Raw genomic sequence first — 15,800 nt, forward strand, 5'->3', positions numbered from 1 at the left:
CTCCGGACACCCGTCCGGAGGGCACCAGGAGCTGCGATGAGCGAGACCGTCGGCACCCCGTACCAGTCCACCACCGGCCCCCACGACGCGACCGTCCACGAGGCGTACTCGTTCGCCTGCATGAACTGCGGAGCCGGCTGGGAGGAGTCGTACGACATAGCGCACCACACCGATGAGCACGGCCACCTCTCCGTCGTCTACTACACCGCCGGGCACAAGCGCGTCCCCTCGCCGCTGACCCGGCCGAGCTGCACCAACTGCGGTGGCCACCTCGTACGGATCATGCGTTCCGGCCGCGTCTCCAGCGCCCGGTGGGAGCACCTCGCCCACTCCCCGCACCCGCCGCGCGGCCACAGCTCGGCCGCCGTGCCCATCCTCATGGCCGACCGCGACGATGACGACGATGACGGCACCCGGCCGAAGGCGGCGAAGGAACCGAAGGCCGGGCGCGAGCACCACTGGCTCGCCGACCTGCTCGCCTTCCTCCACCTCAGGCACCGCGAGGGCCACGAGCACCACCGCGCCGCCTGACGCGGGCGCCCGCCCCGAACGGCGTCGGCCGCGGCTTCGTAGACTGGCCGACCATGGCGGCAACTCGATCCCCGGCACCCGACAAGAACGCGGCACCACCGCTCCCCGAGCCGTTGGCCGTGCCGGTGGCGGACTCGCACACCCACCTCGACATGCAGTCCGGAACGGTCGACGAGGCGCTGGCCAAGGCAGCCTCCGTCGGAGTGACGACGGTCGTGCAGGTGGGCTGCGACCTCGCCGGATCGCGCTGGGCCGCCGAGACCGCGGAACAGTACGAGAACGTGCACGCCGCCGTCGCCCTGCACCCCAACGAGGCTCCGAGAGTCGTGCACGGAGACCCTGACGGCTGGTCGCGGCAGGACGCGCGGCAGGCCGGGGGGATGGCGGCGCTGGACGCCGCGCTGGAACAGATCGCCGCGCTCGCCGCGTTGCCCCAGGTCAGGGGCGTGGGCGAGACCGGGCTCGACTACTTCCGCACCGGTGAGGAAGGCGTCGAGGCGCAGACGTACTCCTTCCGCCGGCACATCGAGATCGCCAAGCGGTACGACAAGGCGCTGGTCATCCACGACCGCGACGCGCACGACGACGTGCTGCGGGTGCTGGCCGAGGAGGGCGCGCCGCGCACCGTGGTCTTCCACTGCTACTCGGGGGACGCGGCGATGGCCAAGGTGTGCGCGGACGCCGGCTACCACATGTCGTTCGCGGGCAACGTCACGTTCAAGAACGCCCAGCCGCTGCGGGACGCCCTCGCCGTCGCACCGGCCGAGTTGCTGCTGGTGGAGACCGACGCGCCGTTCCTGACGCCCGCGCCGTACCGGGGCCGGCCGAACGCGCCGTACCTGATCCCGCTCACGCTGCGGGCGATGGCGCAGGTCAAGGGCGTGGACGAGGACACGCTCGCGGCGGCGGTCGCGGCCAACACCGCTCGCGTCTTCGGGTACTGAGGCGCGCCGGGCGGCACGTAGGCTTGAGCGCGTGAGCAGCACCTCCTCCACCGCATCCGGCGCCACCGACTCGGGGCCGCTCCTGGGCCCCGCCGACATCCGCGAACTCGCGGCGGCGCTCGGCGTGCGCCCGACCAAGCAGCTCGGCCAGAACTTCGTGATCGACGCCAACACCGTGCGGCGGATCGTGCGCACCGCCGAGGTGCGGCCCGACGACGTGGTGGTGGAGGTCGGGCCGGGGCTGGGGTCGCTGACGCTGGCGCTGCTGGAGACCGCCGACCGGATGGTCGCGGTGGAGATCGACCCGGTCCTCGCCGGTGCGCTGCCCACCACCGTGCGGGCCAGGATGCCCGAGCGCGCCGACCGGTTCTCGCTGGTGCACTCCGACGCGATGAAGGTCACCGAGCTGCCGGGCCCGGCGCCCACCGCGATGGTCGCCAACCTCCCGTACAACGTCGCCGTGCCGGTGCTGCTGCACATGCTGGCGACGTTCCCCAGCATCGAACGCACCCTGGTGATGGTGCAGTCGGAGGTCGCCGACCGGCTGGCGGCGGCGCCCGGCTCCAAGGTCTACGGCGTCCCGTCGGTCAAGGCCGCCTGGTACGCGCAGGTCAAGCGGGCGGGCGCGATCGGCCGCAACGTCTTCTGGCCCGCGCCCAACGTCGACTCGGGCCTGGTCTCCCTGGTGCGCCGCGCCGAGCCGCCGAACACCACCGCGAGCCGCGAGGAGGTCTTCGCGGTCGTCGACGCCGCCTTCGCCCAGCGCCGCAAGACGCTGCGGGCCGCGCTGGCCGGGTGGGCCGGGTCGGCGGCGGCAGCGGAGACCGCCCTGGTCGCGGCGGGTGTCTCGCCGCAGGCCCGGGGGGAGGCGCTGACCGTCACCGAGTTCGCCCGCATCGCAGAGAACCGCCCGGCCCGCTGAGCCTCAGCCCGCCGCCCCGGCGGCCAGACCCCCGTACCGTCCGAGGAGCCACCCCGCCGTGACCGCCGCCCCCGTCACCGTCCGCGTGCCCGCCAAGGTCAACGTGCAGCTCGCCGTGGGCGGACTGCGCCCGGACGGGTTCCACGACCTGGCCAACGTGTTCCTCGCCGTCGGACTGTACGACGAGATCACCGCGACCCCGTCCGACCGACTGCGCATCACCGTCTCCGGCCCCGACGCCCACCAGGTGCCGCTGGACGAGAGCAACCTCGCCGCCCGCGCCGCGCTGGCGCTGGCCGCACGGCACGGCGTCGCCCCCCACGTCCACCTGCACATCGCCAAGGACATCCCCGTCGCCGGCGGCATGGCGGGCGGCAGCGCGGACGGCGCGGGGGCGCTGCTGGCGTGCGAGACGCTGTGGGACACCGGCACGACGCGCGACGAACTGCTCGCGATCTGCGCCGAGTTGGGCAGCGACGTGCCGTTCAGCCTGGTCGGGGGCGCCGCACTCGGCCGCGGGAGGGGCGAGCTGCTGGAACCGCTGGAGACCGGCGGCGTCTTCCACTGGGTCTTCGCCGTAGCCGACGGCGGACTGTCCACCCCGGCCGTCTACCGCGAGTGCGACCGGTTGCGGGAGGCCGCGGGCACCGGCTCCTCGGCGGCCGACGTCCCCGAGCCGGAGCCCTCCGGCGGCCTGCTGCGCGCGCTGGCCACAGGAGACCCCGGCGCCCTCGCCGCCGCCCTCGCCAACGACCTCCAGCCCGCCGCCCTCTCGCTGCGGCCCTCGCTGGCGGACACCCTGCGGGCCGGGACCGAGGGCGGCGCGCTGGCCGCCCTGGTCTCCGGCTCCGGGCCCACCTGCGCGTTCCTCGCCAAGGACCCCGAGGCCGCCGAGGGCGTCGCCGAGGCCCTGCTGCGGTCCGCCACCTGCCGCGCGGTGCGGGTGACCTCCGGCCCGGTGCCGGGAGCGACGGTGCTGCGCTAGCGGCCGCGGACCGGGGCCCGCCGCGCGGCGACTACGCTGGGAGTTCGCCCCGACCCGCGCCGCCTGCCACGTCGATCGGCATGTCGATCAGCACGACGATCAGCACGACGATCGGCACGGGGACCATTACGTCGATCATGGAGTGAAATGGCCGTCAACCTCGTCAACGCCGAGTCCATCGGCAAGGTCTACGGCACCCGTACCCTGCTCGACGGCGTCTCCCTCGGTGTCTCGGAAGGCGACCGCATCGGTGTCGTCGGCCGCAACGGCGACGGCAAGACCACCCTGATCCGCGTCCTGGCCAAGCTGGAGGCCCCGGACACCGGCCGCGTCACCCACGTCGGCGACCTGCGCTACGGCGTGCTGACGCAAGGCGACTCCCTCGACCCGGCCGCCACCATCCGGCACGAGGTCGTCGGCGACCGCGCCGACCACGAGTGGGCGGGCGACGCCAAGGTCCGCGACGTGCTGACCGGCCTGTTCGGCGGGCTGGACCTGCCCGGCTTCGGCCAGGGCCTGGACACCGTCATCGGCCCGCTGTCCGGTGGGGAGCGGCGCCGCATCGCGCTGGCCAAGCTGCTCATCGCCGAACAGGACCTGCTGGTCCTGGACGAGCCCACCAACCACCTCGACGTCGAGGGCATCGCCTGGCTCGCCGCCCACCTGAAGGCCCGGCGCTCGGCGCTGGTCTGCGTCACCCACGACCGCTGGTTCCTCGACCAGGTCTGCACCCGCATGTGGGACGTGCAGCGCGCCGAGGTCTACGAGTACGAGGGCGGCTACTCCGACTACGTCTTCGCCCGGGCCGAACGCGAACGCCGCGCCGCCACCGAGGAGACCAAGCGGCAGAACCTCGCCCGCAAGGAACTCGCCTGGCTGCGCCGCGGCGCCCCGGCCCGCACCTCCAAGCCCCGCTTCCGCATCGAGGCCGCCAACGAGCTGATCGCCGACGTGCCGCCGCCGCGCGACACCGCCGAGCTGATGAAGTTCGCCAATTCCCGCCTGGGCAGGACCGTCTTCGACCTGGAGGACGTGACGATCACCGCCGGGCCCAAGGTGCTGCTGCGCCACCTGACCTGGCAGCTCGGCCCCGGCGAGCGCGTCGGCGTGCTCGGCGTCAACGGCGCGGGCAAGACCTCGCTGCTGCGCGCGCTCGCCGACGCCGCCCGCACCGGCGGCGAACAGCAGCCGCAGGCCGGCCGCGTCGTCGTCGGCAAGACCGTCAAGCTCGCCTACCTCTCCCAGGAGGTCGCGGAACTCGACCCCGACTGGCGGGTGCTGGAGTCGGTGGAACGCGTACGGCAGCGCGTCGACCTGGGCAAGGGCCGCGAGATGACCGCCTCGCAGCTGTGCGAGCGGTTCGGCTTCGGCAAGGAGAAGCAGTGGACGCCGGTCGGCGACCTGTCCGGCGGTGAGCGCAGGCGGCTGCAGATCCTGCGGCTGCTGATGGACGAACCCAACGTGCTCTTCCTCGACGAGCCCACCAACGACCTCGACATCGAGACCCTGACCCAGCTGGAGGACCTGCTCGACGGCTGGCCCGGCTCGATGGTCGTCATCAGCCACGACCGCTACTTCATCGAGCGCACCACCGACCGCGTCTTCGCCCTCCTCGGCGACCAGACCCTGCGGATGCTGCCGCGCGGCGTGGACGAGTACCTGGAGCGCCGCCGGGCCGCGATCGAGGCCGCGCCCAAGCCGCAGGCGGTGGCCGCGGCGGCCGAGCGGCCCAGGTCGTCGGCGGCCGACCAGCGCGCCGCGCAGAAGGAACTCCAGCGCATCGAGCGGCAGTTGGACCGCATCGGCGAGAAGGAGGCGAAGCTGCACGCCCGTATCGCCGACAATCCCACCGACTTCGAGGCGGTGGCCAAGCTCGACGCCGAACTGCGCACGCTGCGCGACGAGCGCGAGGACCTGGAGACGCGGTGGCTGGAACTGGCCGAGGACTGACCCGCGGTCGCGCGCGCCGCCCCGGCGCGCGGACGGCGGTAGCGCTCGCGTAACGGTCGGGTAGCGGGCCGGTCTCACCCCCGGACCGGGGCGGACCGGCCCCATTCGCCGTGCCGGGGCGGTGATACAAAGAGTTCCGTTTGGCGCCGGAGGTTCCCGGCGCCGCCACGGAAATTCGAGGATCACACGGGGGATCGCAGATGTCGCAACCACCGCCGCCGCAGCCACCGGACGGCCCGGGCGAAGCGGCCGACCCGCAGCAGCCGGCCCCCGAGCGGCCCTCCGCCGGCTCCGAACAGCAGCCGCCGTCGGCGGGGCCCGAGCAGCGGCAGCCCGCCGGTCCCGGGCAACCGCCCGCCGCACGGCACGAGATGCCGACCCAGCTCGCCCACGGCAACCCACCCCCGTCCGCGGCCCCGCAGGGCCCGCCGCCCCCGCCGCCCCCGCCCGGAGGCGCGCCGCAGAGCCCGTTCGGCCCGCCCGCGCAGGCCCCGCAGCCGGGCTACGGCTACCCCCAGCAAGCCCCGCAGCCCGGTTACGGCTACCCGCAGCAGCCCCCGGGCGCGCCCAACCCGTACGAGCAGAGCGGCGGTTACGGTCAGCCCGCGCCGTACGGCCAGAACCCGTACGCCGCCCAGCAGCCGGGCTACGGATACCCGCAGCAGCCCGCGACCCAGCCGATGCAGCAGGGCGGCTGGGGCGGCGGCGGGCAGAGCCCGTACGGCTACGGCTATCCGCAGCAGCCCCAGCCGCCGCAGCCCGGTGGCGGCAAGAGGCTGTCCGGCGGCAGGCTCTACGGGCTGATCGCGGCGATCGTGGCCGGCGTCCTCGTGATCGGCGGCGGCGCGTACGCGCTGACCTCCGGCGGCGGCTCCAAGCCGCACCCCGACGTCTCCGCCTCCGGCACCACGCAGGACGACAAGCCGCACAACTCCGAGGGCAAGGTGGCCTGGACGGTCGCCGCGCCCGAGGTGTCCAAGGCCCAGTTGGTCGCGCCGACCGCCGGGCAGTGGTTCGACGGCGGCGACGTCATCAAGCAGTCGACGACCGCGGTGACCGCGTACGACCTCACCTCGGGGCAGCAGCGCTGGAGCGTGCCGTCCCCGGAGGGCGACACCTGCGCCTCGGCGAGCGACCTGGTCAGCCACCGGATCGCGGTGCAGTACGGCACCGACTGCGAGAACGTCATGGTCATCGACACGTCCGCGGGCAAGATGACCTGGCACAAGCCGTTGACCTCCTCCTCCGGTTCCGCGGGCGAGTCCGGCAAGTACGAGTTCATGTACACCGACATGGCGATCAGCGGTGACACCCTCGCGGTGACCTGGGACTCCAACACGGTCTCCTTCCAGGTCTCCACCGCCAAGCCGCTGTGGCACTCCAACGCGGGCGACAACTGCAGCGACGCCGGGTTCGCCGGGGGCGCGCGGATGGTCGAGGTCTACAAGTGCGGCCTCGACAGCGACCCGCCGTTCCACGTGTCGCTGATCAACCCGGCCACCGGCAAGCCCACCTGGACCTGGGACGCCCCGGCCGGCACGTCGGTCACCAACGTCATCTCCGTCAACCCGGTCGTCGTCGGCATCAGCGCGGGCAACGACCTGATCACCGACGTGTGGGACGTCGACGGCGGCCGTCTTCAGGGCAAGATCTCGCTGGGCAAGGGCGGCGACGGGCAGAGCAAGTACGCCATCCAGTGCCCGTCGAACAACATGACCCCGTGCCGGAACGTCGCGGTCGACGGCACCACCCTCTACATGGCCACCGGCGTCCAGAGCAGCGGCTCGGCCGCGGGCGGCGAGACCAACCAGGTCGCCGCCTTCGACCTGACCACCGGCAACCCCAAGTGGCTGTCGAAGAACTCCGGTACGCCGCTGGACGTGGTGGGGACGCAGGGGCACGCGGTCGTCGCGTACCAGGAGGTCGCCTACGAGCACGGCGGCGCGATCGTCACGCTCGACCCGTCGACCGGCGCGATCAGCCCGTACCTGAAGTTCTCCGACGACACCCGCGAGCAGGAGTACGACGCGTACATGCCGGGCATCAACGATCTGGACGAGGGCTGGTACGACAACACGTTCGTGCTCTCGCTCACCGAGGTCACCGACAACGGCGACTACAAGTACCTGATGGCGGGCCTGCGCTGAGCGACCCCGCGCACCGCGGTCCCACGACGGCCGCCCGGCCACCCCGCCCCGCGCGGGCGGAACCGGGCGGCCGTCGCCGTACACCGGTCGCCACTCGGACGGATCCGGACGGATTGCGGCCTGAACTCGCCGGGAAGGTAGGGATTTTCGGTATTGGGGCACGCTTCTTCCCGGTAAGGGGGGCAGGACGTCGAACAAGCGTGTAGCTTCCGGGACTGGACCCGGGTCCCCGAGGGGTGGGGCCGCGGCGGGACGCCGGGTGAGCCGCGCTACGTCGGGAGAGGGGCACGCGTGGACCAGGTGAGGCCGAGGGTCACACCGCTGAGGGGGGAATGGGGGACTGAGCGGATGGGCGTACGGCTCGTGGTGGTCGACGACCACAGACTGCTCGCGGAGGCGCTGGCCTCGGCGCTGAAACTGCGCGGGCACCGGGTGCTGGCGGCGGGCGCGCCGAGCGCCGGAGCGGCCGACCTGGTGATCGCCCGCGCCCCCGAGGTGTGCCTGCTGGGCACCGCCTCCCCGGCCGAGCCGGGCGCCTTCGACCCGGTGGCCCGCATCAAGCGCGAACGGCCCGGGGTCGCCGTCGTGGTGCTCGGACCCGTGCCCAACCCGCGCGGCATAGCGGCGGCGTTCGCGGCCGGGGCGTCCGGCTACGTACGGCACGACGAGCGCATCGAGGGCGTCGAGCGGGCGATGGCCAAGGCCCGGGCGGGCGAGGTCGCGGTCGCACCGCCGCTGTTGCAGGGCGCGTTCGCGGAACTGCTGCACCCGGCGGCCGAACCGGACGACGAGGGCAGCAGGCTGTTGCAGATGCTCACGCCGCGCGAGCTGGAGGTGCTGGTACGGGTCGCCGAGGGCGAGGACACCCGGCTGATCGCGGCCGGGATGCGCATCGCCCCGAGCACCGCCCGCACCCACGTCCAGCGCGTCCTGATGAAGCTCGGCGTCGGCTCCCGCCTGGAGGCCGCCGCGCTGGCCGCCCGAACGGGCCTGCTGGACCGGGCAGCGGCAGAGGGCATCCCGTCGGGCGTGCGCAGGGGGGAGTAGCGCGCGGGCGGCGCTGCCCGGCGCGCCGCCATCCGTGGCGCCCCGGCGAACAGGGCTTTCCGGTAAGCCACCAGGGCGTGCCGCCTGACGCGGCCGCGCAGCGCGCCGTCCTCCGGGGCGGGGCGGCGCGCCCCTGGCATTTGTTGTGGCGAAGGCGATCGTCGAGCGTGCCGTCTTCCGGGGGAGCGGCGAGCCGCCCCGCAGCAGGCGTGGCGGACGCGATGATCCAGCGTGTCGTCTTCCCTGGCGGGGCGGGGCGGCGCGCCCCCGGCAGCAGCCGTGGCGAACGCGGTCGTCCAGCGTGCCGCATTGCGGGGCGGGGCGACGGCGGTCGGCCCCGGCAGCCTCGGCGAACGCGATGATCCAGCGTGTCGTCTTCCGGGGGCGGGGCGGGGCGGCGCGCCCCCGGCAGCAGCCGTGGCGAACGCGGTCGTCCAGCGTGCCGTCTTCCGGAACGAGGGCGGCACGCCCTCCCCCCTCACCTCCGCTATCCGCACGATTCCTGATGCTATTTGTTGGATTGCGCCGCAGACCCCCGCCCCATCCCGCCCCCATCCCGCTCGGCCCTGCACCCCACGCGCGCGGCGCCCAGCCGCGCGCGTGATCGCGGGCATTGACGCCACTGTTGGCTTGTGGTTCATTGTGTTCGGTTATGTTTGGGGCTGAACGCTGTGAGGAGCCTCCTGGGTGAAGAAGACGACGACCCGGCTCGCCGACGGCCGGGAACTGGTCCACTACGACTCCCGCGACGACGCGGTTCGCGACGCCGTCGACCAGCGCCCGCTCGACGCCACCAGGACCGCCTCCGAGATCCGCCGCGACCCCCTGCGCGGCGACTGGGTCGCCATCGCCTCGCACCGGCAGGGCCGCACCTACCATCCGCCCGCCGACGAGTGCCCGCTGTGCCCCTCGCGTGACGGCCGGCTCAGCGAGATCCCCGCCGCCGACTACGACGTCGTCGTCTTCGAGAACCGCTTCCCCTCACTCATCGGCGCCCCGGGACCGCAGGCCGCCGAGGACGCGCAGGGGCTGTTCGCACGCCGCCCCGGCGCCGGGCGCTGCGAGGTGGTCTGCTTCACCTCCGACCACGACGCCTCGTTCGCCGACCTCACCCCGGAACAGGCCGCGCTCGTCCTGGAGGTCTGGACCGACCGCACCGCGGAACTCTCCCAACTCCCGGGCGTGGAACAGGTCTTCTGCTTCGAGAACCGCGGCCGCGAGATCGGCGTCACCCTCAGCCACTCCCACGGCCAGATCTACGCCTACCCCTTCGTCACCCCGCGCACCGAGAGCACCCTGCGCGAACTCGCCGCCCACCGCGACGAGACGGAAGGCCGCAATCTCTTCGACGACGTCCTCGCCGCCGAACGCGCCGACGCCGCCCGGCTGGTCATCGAGGGCAGGCACTGGACCGCCTTCGTCCCGCACGCCGCCCACTGGCCGTACGAGGTCCACCTCTACCCCAACCGCCGCGTCCCCGACCTGCCGGCGCTCGACGACGCCGCCCGCGACGAGTTCCCGCACGTCTACCTCGAACTGCTGCGCCGCTTCGACCGCCTCTTCGGCCCCGGCGAACCGCCCACGCCGTACATCTCCGCCTGGCACCAGGCCCCGACGCGCCACCCCGACCGCCGCGACTTCGGGCTGCACCTGGAGCTGTTCACCGTCCGCCGCTCCCGAGGCAAGCTGAAGTTCCTCGCCGGTTCGGAATCCGGCATGAACGTCTTCGTCAACGACGTGCCGCCCGAGACCGCCGCCGCCCGGCTGCGCGAGGTCGCCACCCCCGGCTTCCGCCCCACAGCGCACCGATAGCGACGACGGCTAGGTTGCGGCACGGGGCAGCCGCAGGCCCTCAGCACACCCAGGAAGGCGACACCCACGTGAGCAGCACCACCAAGAGGTACCTCGTCACCGGCGGCGCCGGCTACGTCGGCAGCGTCGTGGCAGCCCACCTGCTGGAGGCCGGGCACCGGGTCACCGTGCTGGACGACCTGTCCACCGGCCACCGCGCCGGCGTGCCCGCGGCGGCGGACTTCGTGGAGGGCCGCATCCAGGACGCCGCCCGCGTCCTGGACCCCTCCTACGACGCCGTGCTCCACTTCGCCGCCTGCTCACAGGTCGGCGAATCCGTCGCACGGCCCGAGAAGTACTGGCGCAACAACGTCGGCGGCACCATCGAACTGCTCACCGCCATGCGCGACGCCGGCGTGCGCACCCTCGTCTTCTCCTCCACCGCCGCCACCTACGGCGAACCGGCCATCGTCCCCATCACCGAGGACCTGCCGACGCTGCCCACCAACCCGTACGGCGCGACCAAGCTCGCCGTCGACCAGATGATCAGCGGTGAATGCGCCGCCCATGGACTGGCCGCGGTCTCACTGCGCTACTTCAACGTCGCCGGTGCGTATACCGCGCAGGACGGCACCACCTACGGCGAGCGCCACGAACCCGAGTCGCATCTCATCCCCCTCGTCCTCCAAGTCGCCCGCGGCGAGCGCGAGTCGATCTCCGTCTACGGCGACGACTACCCCACCCCGGACGGCACCTGCGTCCGGGACTACATCCACGTCGCCGACCTGGCCGACGCCCACCTCCTCTCCCTCGCCCACGCACGCGCGGGCGAGCACCTGATCTGCAACCTCGGCAACGGCAACGGCTTCTCCGTGCGCGAGGTCGTCGACACCGTCCGGCGGGTCACCGGTCACCCGATCCCGGAGACCCCCGCGCCCCGGCGGGCAGGGGACCCCGCGGTCCTGGTGGCCTCCGCCGAGCGCGCCCGCACCCGACTCGGCTGGAAGCCGACCCGTACCGACCTGGCGTCGATCGTCCGCGACGCGTGGGAGTTCGAGCCGGGCGGGGACCGCCGCGACCCCTCGCCCGCCGCGCCCTCCAGCGCGTCACACAAGGAGAACGAGGCGTGACCGCCGAGGCGTTCCAACGGGCGTTCGGATTCACCCCAGAGGGTGAATGGGCGGCCCCGGGGCGGGTCAACCTCATCGGGGAGCACACCGACTACAACGACGGCTTCGTCATGCCGTTCGCCCTCCCGCGCACCATCCGAGCCACCGTCGCCCGCCGCGACGACGGCCTGCTGCGCCTGCACTCCAGCGACGACCCCACCGGCGCCGTCACCGAACTGCGCCTCGCCGACCTCGCCCCCGGGCGCATCACCGGCTGGACCGCCTACCCCGCCGGAGTCCTGTGGGCCCTGCGCGAAGCCGGCCACCACCCCGGCGGAGCCGACATCCACTACGACTCCACCGTTCCCACCGGCGCGGGGCTGTCCTCCTCCGCCGCCCTGGAGGTCGTCACCGCGCTCGCGCTGTCCGACCTCTACGAACTCGGCCTGGAGCGCGGCCCGTTGGCCCGGCTGTGCCAGCGCGCCGAGAACGACTTCGTCGGCGCGCCCACCGGGATCATGGACCAGACCGCCTCCGCCTGCTGCGCGGAGGGCCATGCCCTGCACCTCGACACCCGAGACCTGACACAGCGTCAGATCCCGTTCGACCTGGCCGCCGCGGGCCTGCGGCTGCTGGTCGTCGACACCCGCGTCAAGCACGCCCACAGCGACGGCGCATACGGCGACCGCCGCCGCGGCTGCGAGGCGGGCGCCGCCGCCCTCGGCGTACCCGCGCTGCGTGACGTCCCCTTCGGCGAACTCGACGCCGCGCTGCGGCGGTTGCGGGCCGACGGCACCGGCGAGGAGGTACGGCGGCTGGTGCGGCACGTCGTCACCGAGAACCGCCGCGTCGCCCGCGTCGCCGCGCTCCTCGAAGCGGGCGACCCCCGCGCCGTCGGCCCCCTCCTGACCGAGGGACACGCCTCGCTGCGCGACGACTTCCGGGTCTCCTGCGCGGAGTTGGACCTCGTGGTCGACACCGCCCTCGACACCGGCGCGCTCGGGGCCCGGATGACCGGGGGCGGCTTCGGCGGCTCCGCGATCGTCCTGACGGAGACCGCGAGCGCGGAGGCGGTCACCGAAGCGATCACCGGGGCGTTCACCACGAAGGGGTGGGCCGCGCCGCGAGTCTTCACCGCCACGCCCGGCGCGGGGGCCGGACGGATCGGGTGAACGGCGGCGAAGGCGTGAGGCGCCGTCCCGCGTGAGGCGCCGTCTCGCGTGAGGGCGTGAGCGGCCCCCTCTGAAGGCGTGGAGGGGCGGCTGGGCGGGCGCGGGGTCGCGTGGAGGGCGGCGGTGGGGTCGCGTGGCGGGCGGTCGCCACTCCTCGCGCGCCGGGCGTGTGCGGTGTGACTGCCGTTGCGTACGAGAACGGCGTGCGCGGCGTGCGGAGTGGCCGACCGGCGCGCACGGACGCTCCGCGCGACCGTTCCCGCGTACGACGCCAACCACGTCGTCACCCGAAGGCGACGGACGCCCTCGCCCCGGCCCGTACCGCCTCTGCCTGGGGTGTCGACCCGCCGTCACCTCCCGTACGGCCCCCGTACGCGCCACAGCCGCGATCCCGCCGCCAGCCGTTCCTTTCGCGCCGAACACCCGCCCCGCGCGCCCGAGTTCGCCGTTCCGGCCCCCGTTGTCAGCGCTCCGGCCTACGCTTTTCGGAAAGGTTCCGGTGTGTACGGGACCGGTCGCAGGGAGTGGTACGCCGGGGCCGAGGACCGGTCCGCCTCGCCCCGCGTGCCGAGCAGCAGTCGTCCGTCGTCCGCGGCGAGGGGGAGTGTGATCGCGTGGCCCGGATCCGCGTACTGGTGGTCGACGACCACCGCATATTCGCCGAGTCGCTGGCCGCCGCCCTCGCGGCGGAACCGGACGTCGAGGTCATGGCGGCCGGAAGCGGCCCCGCGGCCCAACGCGCCCTGGACCGCGCCGCGGGCGACGGCAGGCGCTTCGACGTGCTGCTGGTCGACGCCGACCTGGGCACCGTCACCCACCTGCCCGCGCCGCGCGCGCCCGAGCCCCGGCCCGCGGAGACCCGTGCGGCAGAGAATCGCGCCGCCGATCCCCGCGCCGCGGAGATCCGCGCCACCGAACCGGGTCCCTCCGCCCTGCCGCCGCGCCTGCCGGCCGCGCCTTCCCAGACCGGGGGCGACGCGCCGCTGGACGGCATAGCCCTGGTGGAGCGGGTCCGCGCCGGCCACCCCGCCACCCGCACCGTCGTCCTGGCCGAACGCGACGACCCGCGCCGCGCCGCGCGCGCCCTACAGGCCGGAGCGGCCGGCTGGGTCGCCAAGGACAGCTCCCTGTCCCGGCTGCTCGCCGTCATCCGCGGAGTGCTGCGCGACGAGACGCACCTGCCGCCCGCGCTGCTCACCGGGGTGCTGCGCGAGCTGACGGCCGCCCGCAGGCACCGCACGGAGAGCGAACGGCTGGTGGAGTCGCTGACGCCGCGCGAGCGGGAAGTGCTGCGCTGCATGGTCGCCGGTCTCGGGCGCAAGGCGGTCGCGGAGCGGCTCTACCTCTCCCCGCACACCGTCCGCACCCACATGCAGAACGTGCTGGGCAAGCTCGGAGTGCACTCCACCCTGGCCGCCGTCGCGCTGGCCCGGCGCGCGGGCGTCGGCCCGGCCGACCTCGCGATACCGGCGGGCAGCGGCACTTCCGCGTGACGCCGACGCCCCGCTGCCACGGCCGGCGGCGCCATCCGCCTGACACCGACGACCCGCTGCCCCATGGCCGTACGACCCCCGGAAGGCGCGTCGGTCAGCCCGGCACGTTGTCGAACGGCGCCGTCAACTGTCGCAGCAGCGAGGCGAGTTCCGTGCGCTGGCGGGGGGACAGCTCGGCCAGGATCGCCCGCTCCTGGTCCAGCAGCCCGGCCAGCGACTCGTCGGCCCGGTGCTGACCCTCGACGGTGAGGCGCACCAGCACCCCACGCCGGTCGTTGGGGTCGGGCAGCCGCTCGACCAGGCCGCGCTTGGCCAGCCGGTCGATGCGGTTGGTCATCGTGCCCGAGGTCACCAGTGTCTGGGTGAGCAACTGCCCCGGTGACAGCTGGTAGGGGGCGCCGGCCCGCCGCAGTGACGTCAGCACGTCGAACTCCCACGGTTCCAGGCTGTGCTCGGCGAACGCGAGCCGTCGCGCACGGTCCAGGTGCCGGGCGAGCCTGCTGACCCGGCTCAGCACCTCCAGCGGCTCCACGTCGAGGTCCGGGCGCTCACGGCGCCACGCAGCCACCAGCCTGTCGACCTCGTCCTCCATGCGATCAGTGTAGTGGTTCTGTCGACATGAAGTCTCTTGACATCAAGAGATTGGAAAGAGGATTGTATGGGCAATGTCGGCGACGGGAGACAAGGCGCAAGCCGGCCACGCCTCCCACCAAGGACACGCACCTCATGAGGGGGCCCCGCCCATGCACCAGGCGACCTGGGATCCGCAGCAGTACCTCCGCCACGCCGGACACCGCACCCGGCCCTTCCACGACCTTCTCCACCGCATCCCCGCCATCCCCGGCAACCCCCCGCGCATCGCCGACCTCGGCTGCGGCCCCGGCAACGTCACCACCCTGCTCGCCGACCGCTGGCCCGACGCCCGCGTCACCGGCCTCGACAGCTCCGCCGAGATGCTCGCCACCGCCGAGCAGTACGCCGGACTCACCCCCGGCGGCGGCAGGCTCTCCTTCCGCTGGGCCGACGCCGCCACCTGGATCCCCGACCGCCCCTACGACCTCATCGTCTCCAGCGCCGCCCTCCAGTGGGTCCCCAACCACCCCGACATGATCCCCACCTGGATCGACAGCCTCGCCCCCGGCGGCACCTTCGCCCTCCAGGTCCCCGGCAACTTCACCTCACCCAGCCACGCCCTCCTCGACGACCTGTGCGACGCCCCCCAGTGGCGCGACCGCCTCGGCGGCCACGGACGCCGCTACACCCACATCCTCGACGCCGCCGGATACCTCGAACTCCTCAGCGGCCTCGACTGCGTCGTCGACGCCTGGGAGACCACCTACGTCCAGCTCCTCACCGGAGAGGACCCGGTGCTCGACTGGACCAAGGGCACCGCCCTGCGCCCCGTCCTCACCGCCCTCGCAGGCGACGAGGAAGCCCAGCACGAGTTCGTCGCCCAGTACCGCGACCTGCTCCGCAAGGCCTACCCGCCGGGACCGCGCGGCACGGTCTTCCCGTTCCGCCGCATCTTCGCGATCGCGACCCGGCGGGACTGACCCCGGAGCGCGGCCGGAGGCCCCCCGGAGGGGGAGGGGCCGCGGTCGTACGGGGCGCCGCAGCCGGTGCGGACCGTCGGGGGGCGGCCCGCACCGGCTCCCGGCCGGCACCCCGCCCTGGCCTCCGGCCGCGGCCCGGCCCACCGTCCCGCGCCC

The 15,800-nt window shown here is 73.8% G+C and carries 13 protein-coding genes; 12 read left to right on the forward strand and 1 reads right to left on the reverse strand.

What is annotated here, in order from left to right; genetic code table 11:
* The first annotated feature begins 36 nt into the window (after positions 1-36).
* From CK485_RS02450 to CK485_RS02500, 11 genes are all read left to right on the forward strand, one after another.
* Complete coding sequence (locus CK485_RS02450; RefSeq protein ID WP_109446302.1) at positions 37-531, forward strand: hypothetical protein; 495 nt, start codon at positions 37-39, stop codon at positions 529-531.
* A gap of 53 nt (positions 532-584) precedes the next feature.
* On the forward strand, positions 585-1,475 hold the full coding sequence (locus CK485_RS02455; protein WP_109446304.1) for a TatD family hydrolase: 891 nt from the start codon (positions 585-587) through the stop codon (positions 1,473-1,475).
* 31 nt (positions 1,476-1,506) lie between these two features.
* A complete protein-coding gene (gene rsmA / locus CK485_RS02460) occupies positions 1,507-2,397 on the forward strand; it encodes a 16S rRNA (adenine(1518)-N(6)/adenine(1519)-N(6))-dimethyltransferase RsmA (protein WP_109446306.1) in 891 nt (296 codons plus the stop codon).
* Positions 2,398-2,455: 58 nt separating this feature from the next.
* Positions 2,456-3,382, forward strand: a complete 927-nt coding sequence (locus CK485_RS02465) for a 4-(cytidine 5'-diphospho)-2-C-methyl-D-erythritol kinase (RefSeq protein ID WP_109446308.1) — start codon at positions 2,456-2,458, stop codon at positions 3,380-3,382.
* A gap of 147 nt (positions 3,383-3,529) precedes the next feature.
* Entirely contained in the window at positions 3,530-5,332 is a 1,803-nt protein-coding gene (locus CK485_RS02470; protein ID WP_109446310.1) for an ABC-F family ATP-binding cassette domain-containing protein, read from the forward strand.
* A gap of 200 nt (positions 5,333-5,532) precedes the next feature.
* Entirely contained in the window at positions 5,533-7,479 is a 1,947-nt protein-coding gene (locus tag CK485_RS30005; RefSeq protein ID WP_275124585.1) for a PQQ-binding-like beta-propeller repeat protein, read from the forward strand.
* 348 nt (positions 7,480-7,827) lie between these two features.
* Positions 7,828-8,526 carry a LuxR C-terminal-related transcriptional regulator gene (locus tag CK485_RS02480; RefSeq protein ID WP_109446312.1) on the forward strand — a complete coding sequence of 233 codons (699 nt, stop codon included), beginning with the start codon at positions 7,828-7,830 and terminating at the stop codon, positions 8,524-8,526.
* Between the two features lie 687 nt (positions 8,527-9,213).
* Positions 9,214-10,338: a galactose-1-phosphate uridylyltransferase gene (gene galT / locus CK485_RS02485; RefSeq protein WP_109446314.1), complete on the forward strand. Its 1,125-nt coding sequence runs from the start codon at positions 9,214-9,216 to the stop codon at positions 10,336-10,338.
* A 68-nt stretch (positions 10,339-10,406) separates the two neighbouring features.
* Positions 10,407-11,447 carry a UDP-glucose 4-epimerase GalE gene (gene galE, locus CK485_RS02490; protein WP_109446316.1) on the forward strand — a complete coding sequence of 347 codons (1,041 nt, stop codon included), beginning with the start codon at positions 10,407-10,409 and terminating at the stop codon, positions 11,445-11,447.
* Positions 11,444-12,598 (forward strand): galactokinase, encoded by a 1,155-nt coding sequence (galK, locus tag CK485_RS02495; protein WP_109446318.1) that lies wholly within the window; start codon positions 11,444-11,446, stop codon positions 12,596-12,598. The genes galE and galK overlap by 4 nt, the downstream gene beginning before the upstream one ends.
* Before the next feature lie 614 nt (positions 12,599-13,212).
* A complete protein-coding gene (locus CK485_RS02500) occupies positions 13,213-14,091 on the forward strand; it encodes a response regulator transcription factor (protein ID WP_109446320.1) in 879 nt (292 codons plus the stop codon).
* Between the two features lie 94 nt (positions 14,092-14,185).
* Here CK485_RS02500 and CK485_RS02505 read toward each other — a convergent pair whose 3' ends face one another.
* Positions 14,186-14,683: a MarR family transcriptional regulator gene (locus tag CK485_RS02505; RefSeq protein WP_109446322.1), complete on the reverse strand. Its 498-nt coding sequence runs from the start codon at positions 14,681-14,683 to the stop codon at positions 14,186-14,188.
* A 151-nt stretch (positions 14,684-14,834) separates the two neighbouring features.
* On the opposite strand from CK485_RS02505, the gene CK485_RS02510 reads away from it, so the two are divergent.
* On the forward strand, positions 14,835-15,644 hold the full coding sequence (locus CK485_RS02510; RefSeq protein WP_109446324.1) for a trans-aconitate 2-methyltransferase: 810 nt from the start codon (positions 14,835-14,837) through the stop codon (positions 15,642-15,644).
* Positions 15,645-15,800 lie beyond the last annotated feature (156 nt).

Source organism: Streptomyces sp. ICBB 8177 (genome assembly GCF_003144095.1).
Lineage (GTDB): Bacteria > Actinomycetota > Actinomycetes > Streptomycetales > Streptomycetaceae > Streptantibioticus_D.

What these genes read in the sequence shown, in the direction of transcription:
- CK485_RS02450 (WP_109446302.1), top strand. Translation starts at nt 37, where the DNA reads ATGAGCGAGACCGTCGGCACCCCGTACCAGTCCACCACCGGCCCCCAC.
- CK485_RS02455 (WP_109446304.1), top strand. Translation starts at nt 585, where the DNA reads ATGGCGGCAACTCGATCCCCGGCACCCGACAAGAACGCGGCACCACCG.
- CK485_RS02480 (WP_109446312.1), top strand. Translation starts at nt 7,828, where the DNA reads ATGGGCGTACGGCTCGTGGTGGTCGACGACCACAGACTGCTCGCGGAG.
- CK485_RS30005 (WP_275124585.1), top strand. Translation starts at nt 5,533, where the DNA reads ATGTCGCAACCACCGCCGCCGCAGCCACCGGACGGCCCGGGCGAAGCG.
- CK485_RS02510 (WP_109446324.1), top strand. Translation starts at nt 14,835, where the DNA reads ATGCACCAGGCGACCTGGGATCCGCAGCAGTACCTCCGCCACGCCGGA.
- CK485_RS02470 (WP_109446310.1), top strand. Translation starts at nt 3,530, where the DNA reads ATGGCCGTCAACCTCGTCAACGCCGAGTCCATCGGCAAGGTCTACGGC.
- CK485_RS02505 (WP_109446322.1), bottom strand. Translation starts at nt 14,683, where the DNA reads ATGGAGGACGAGGTCGACAGGCTGGTGGCTGCGTGGCGCCGTGAGCGC.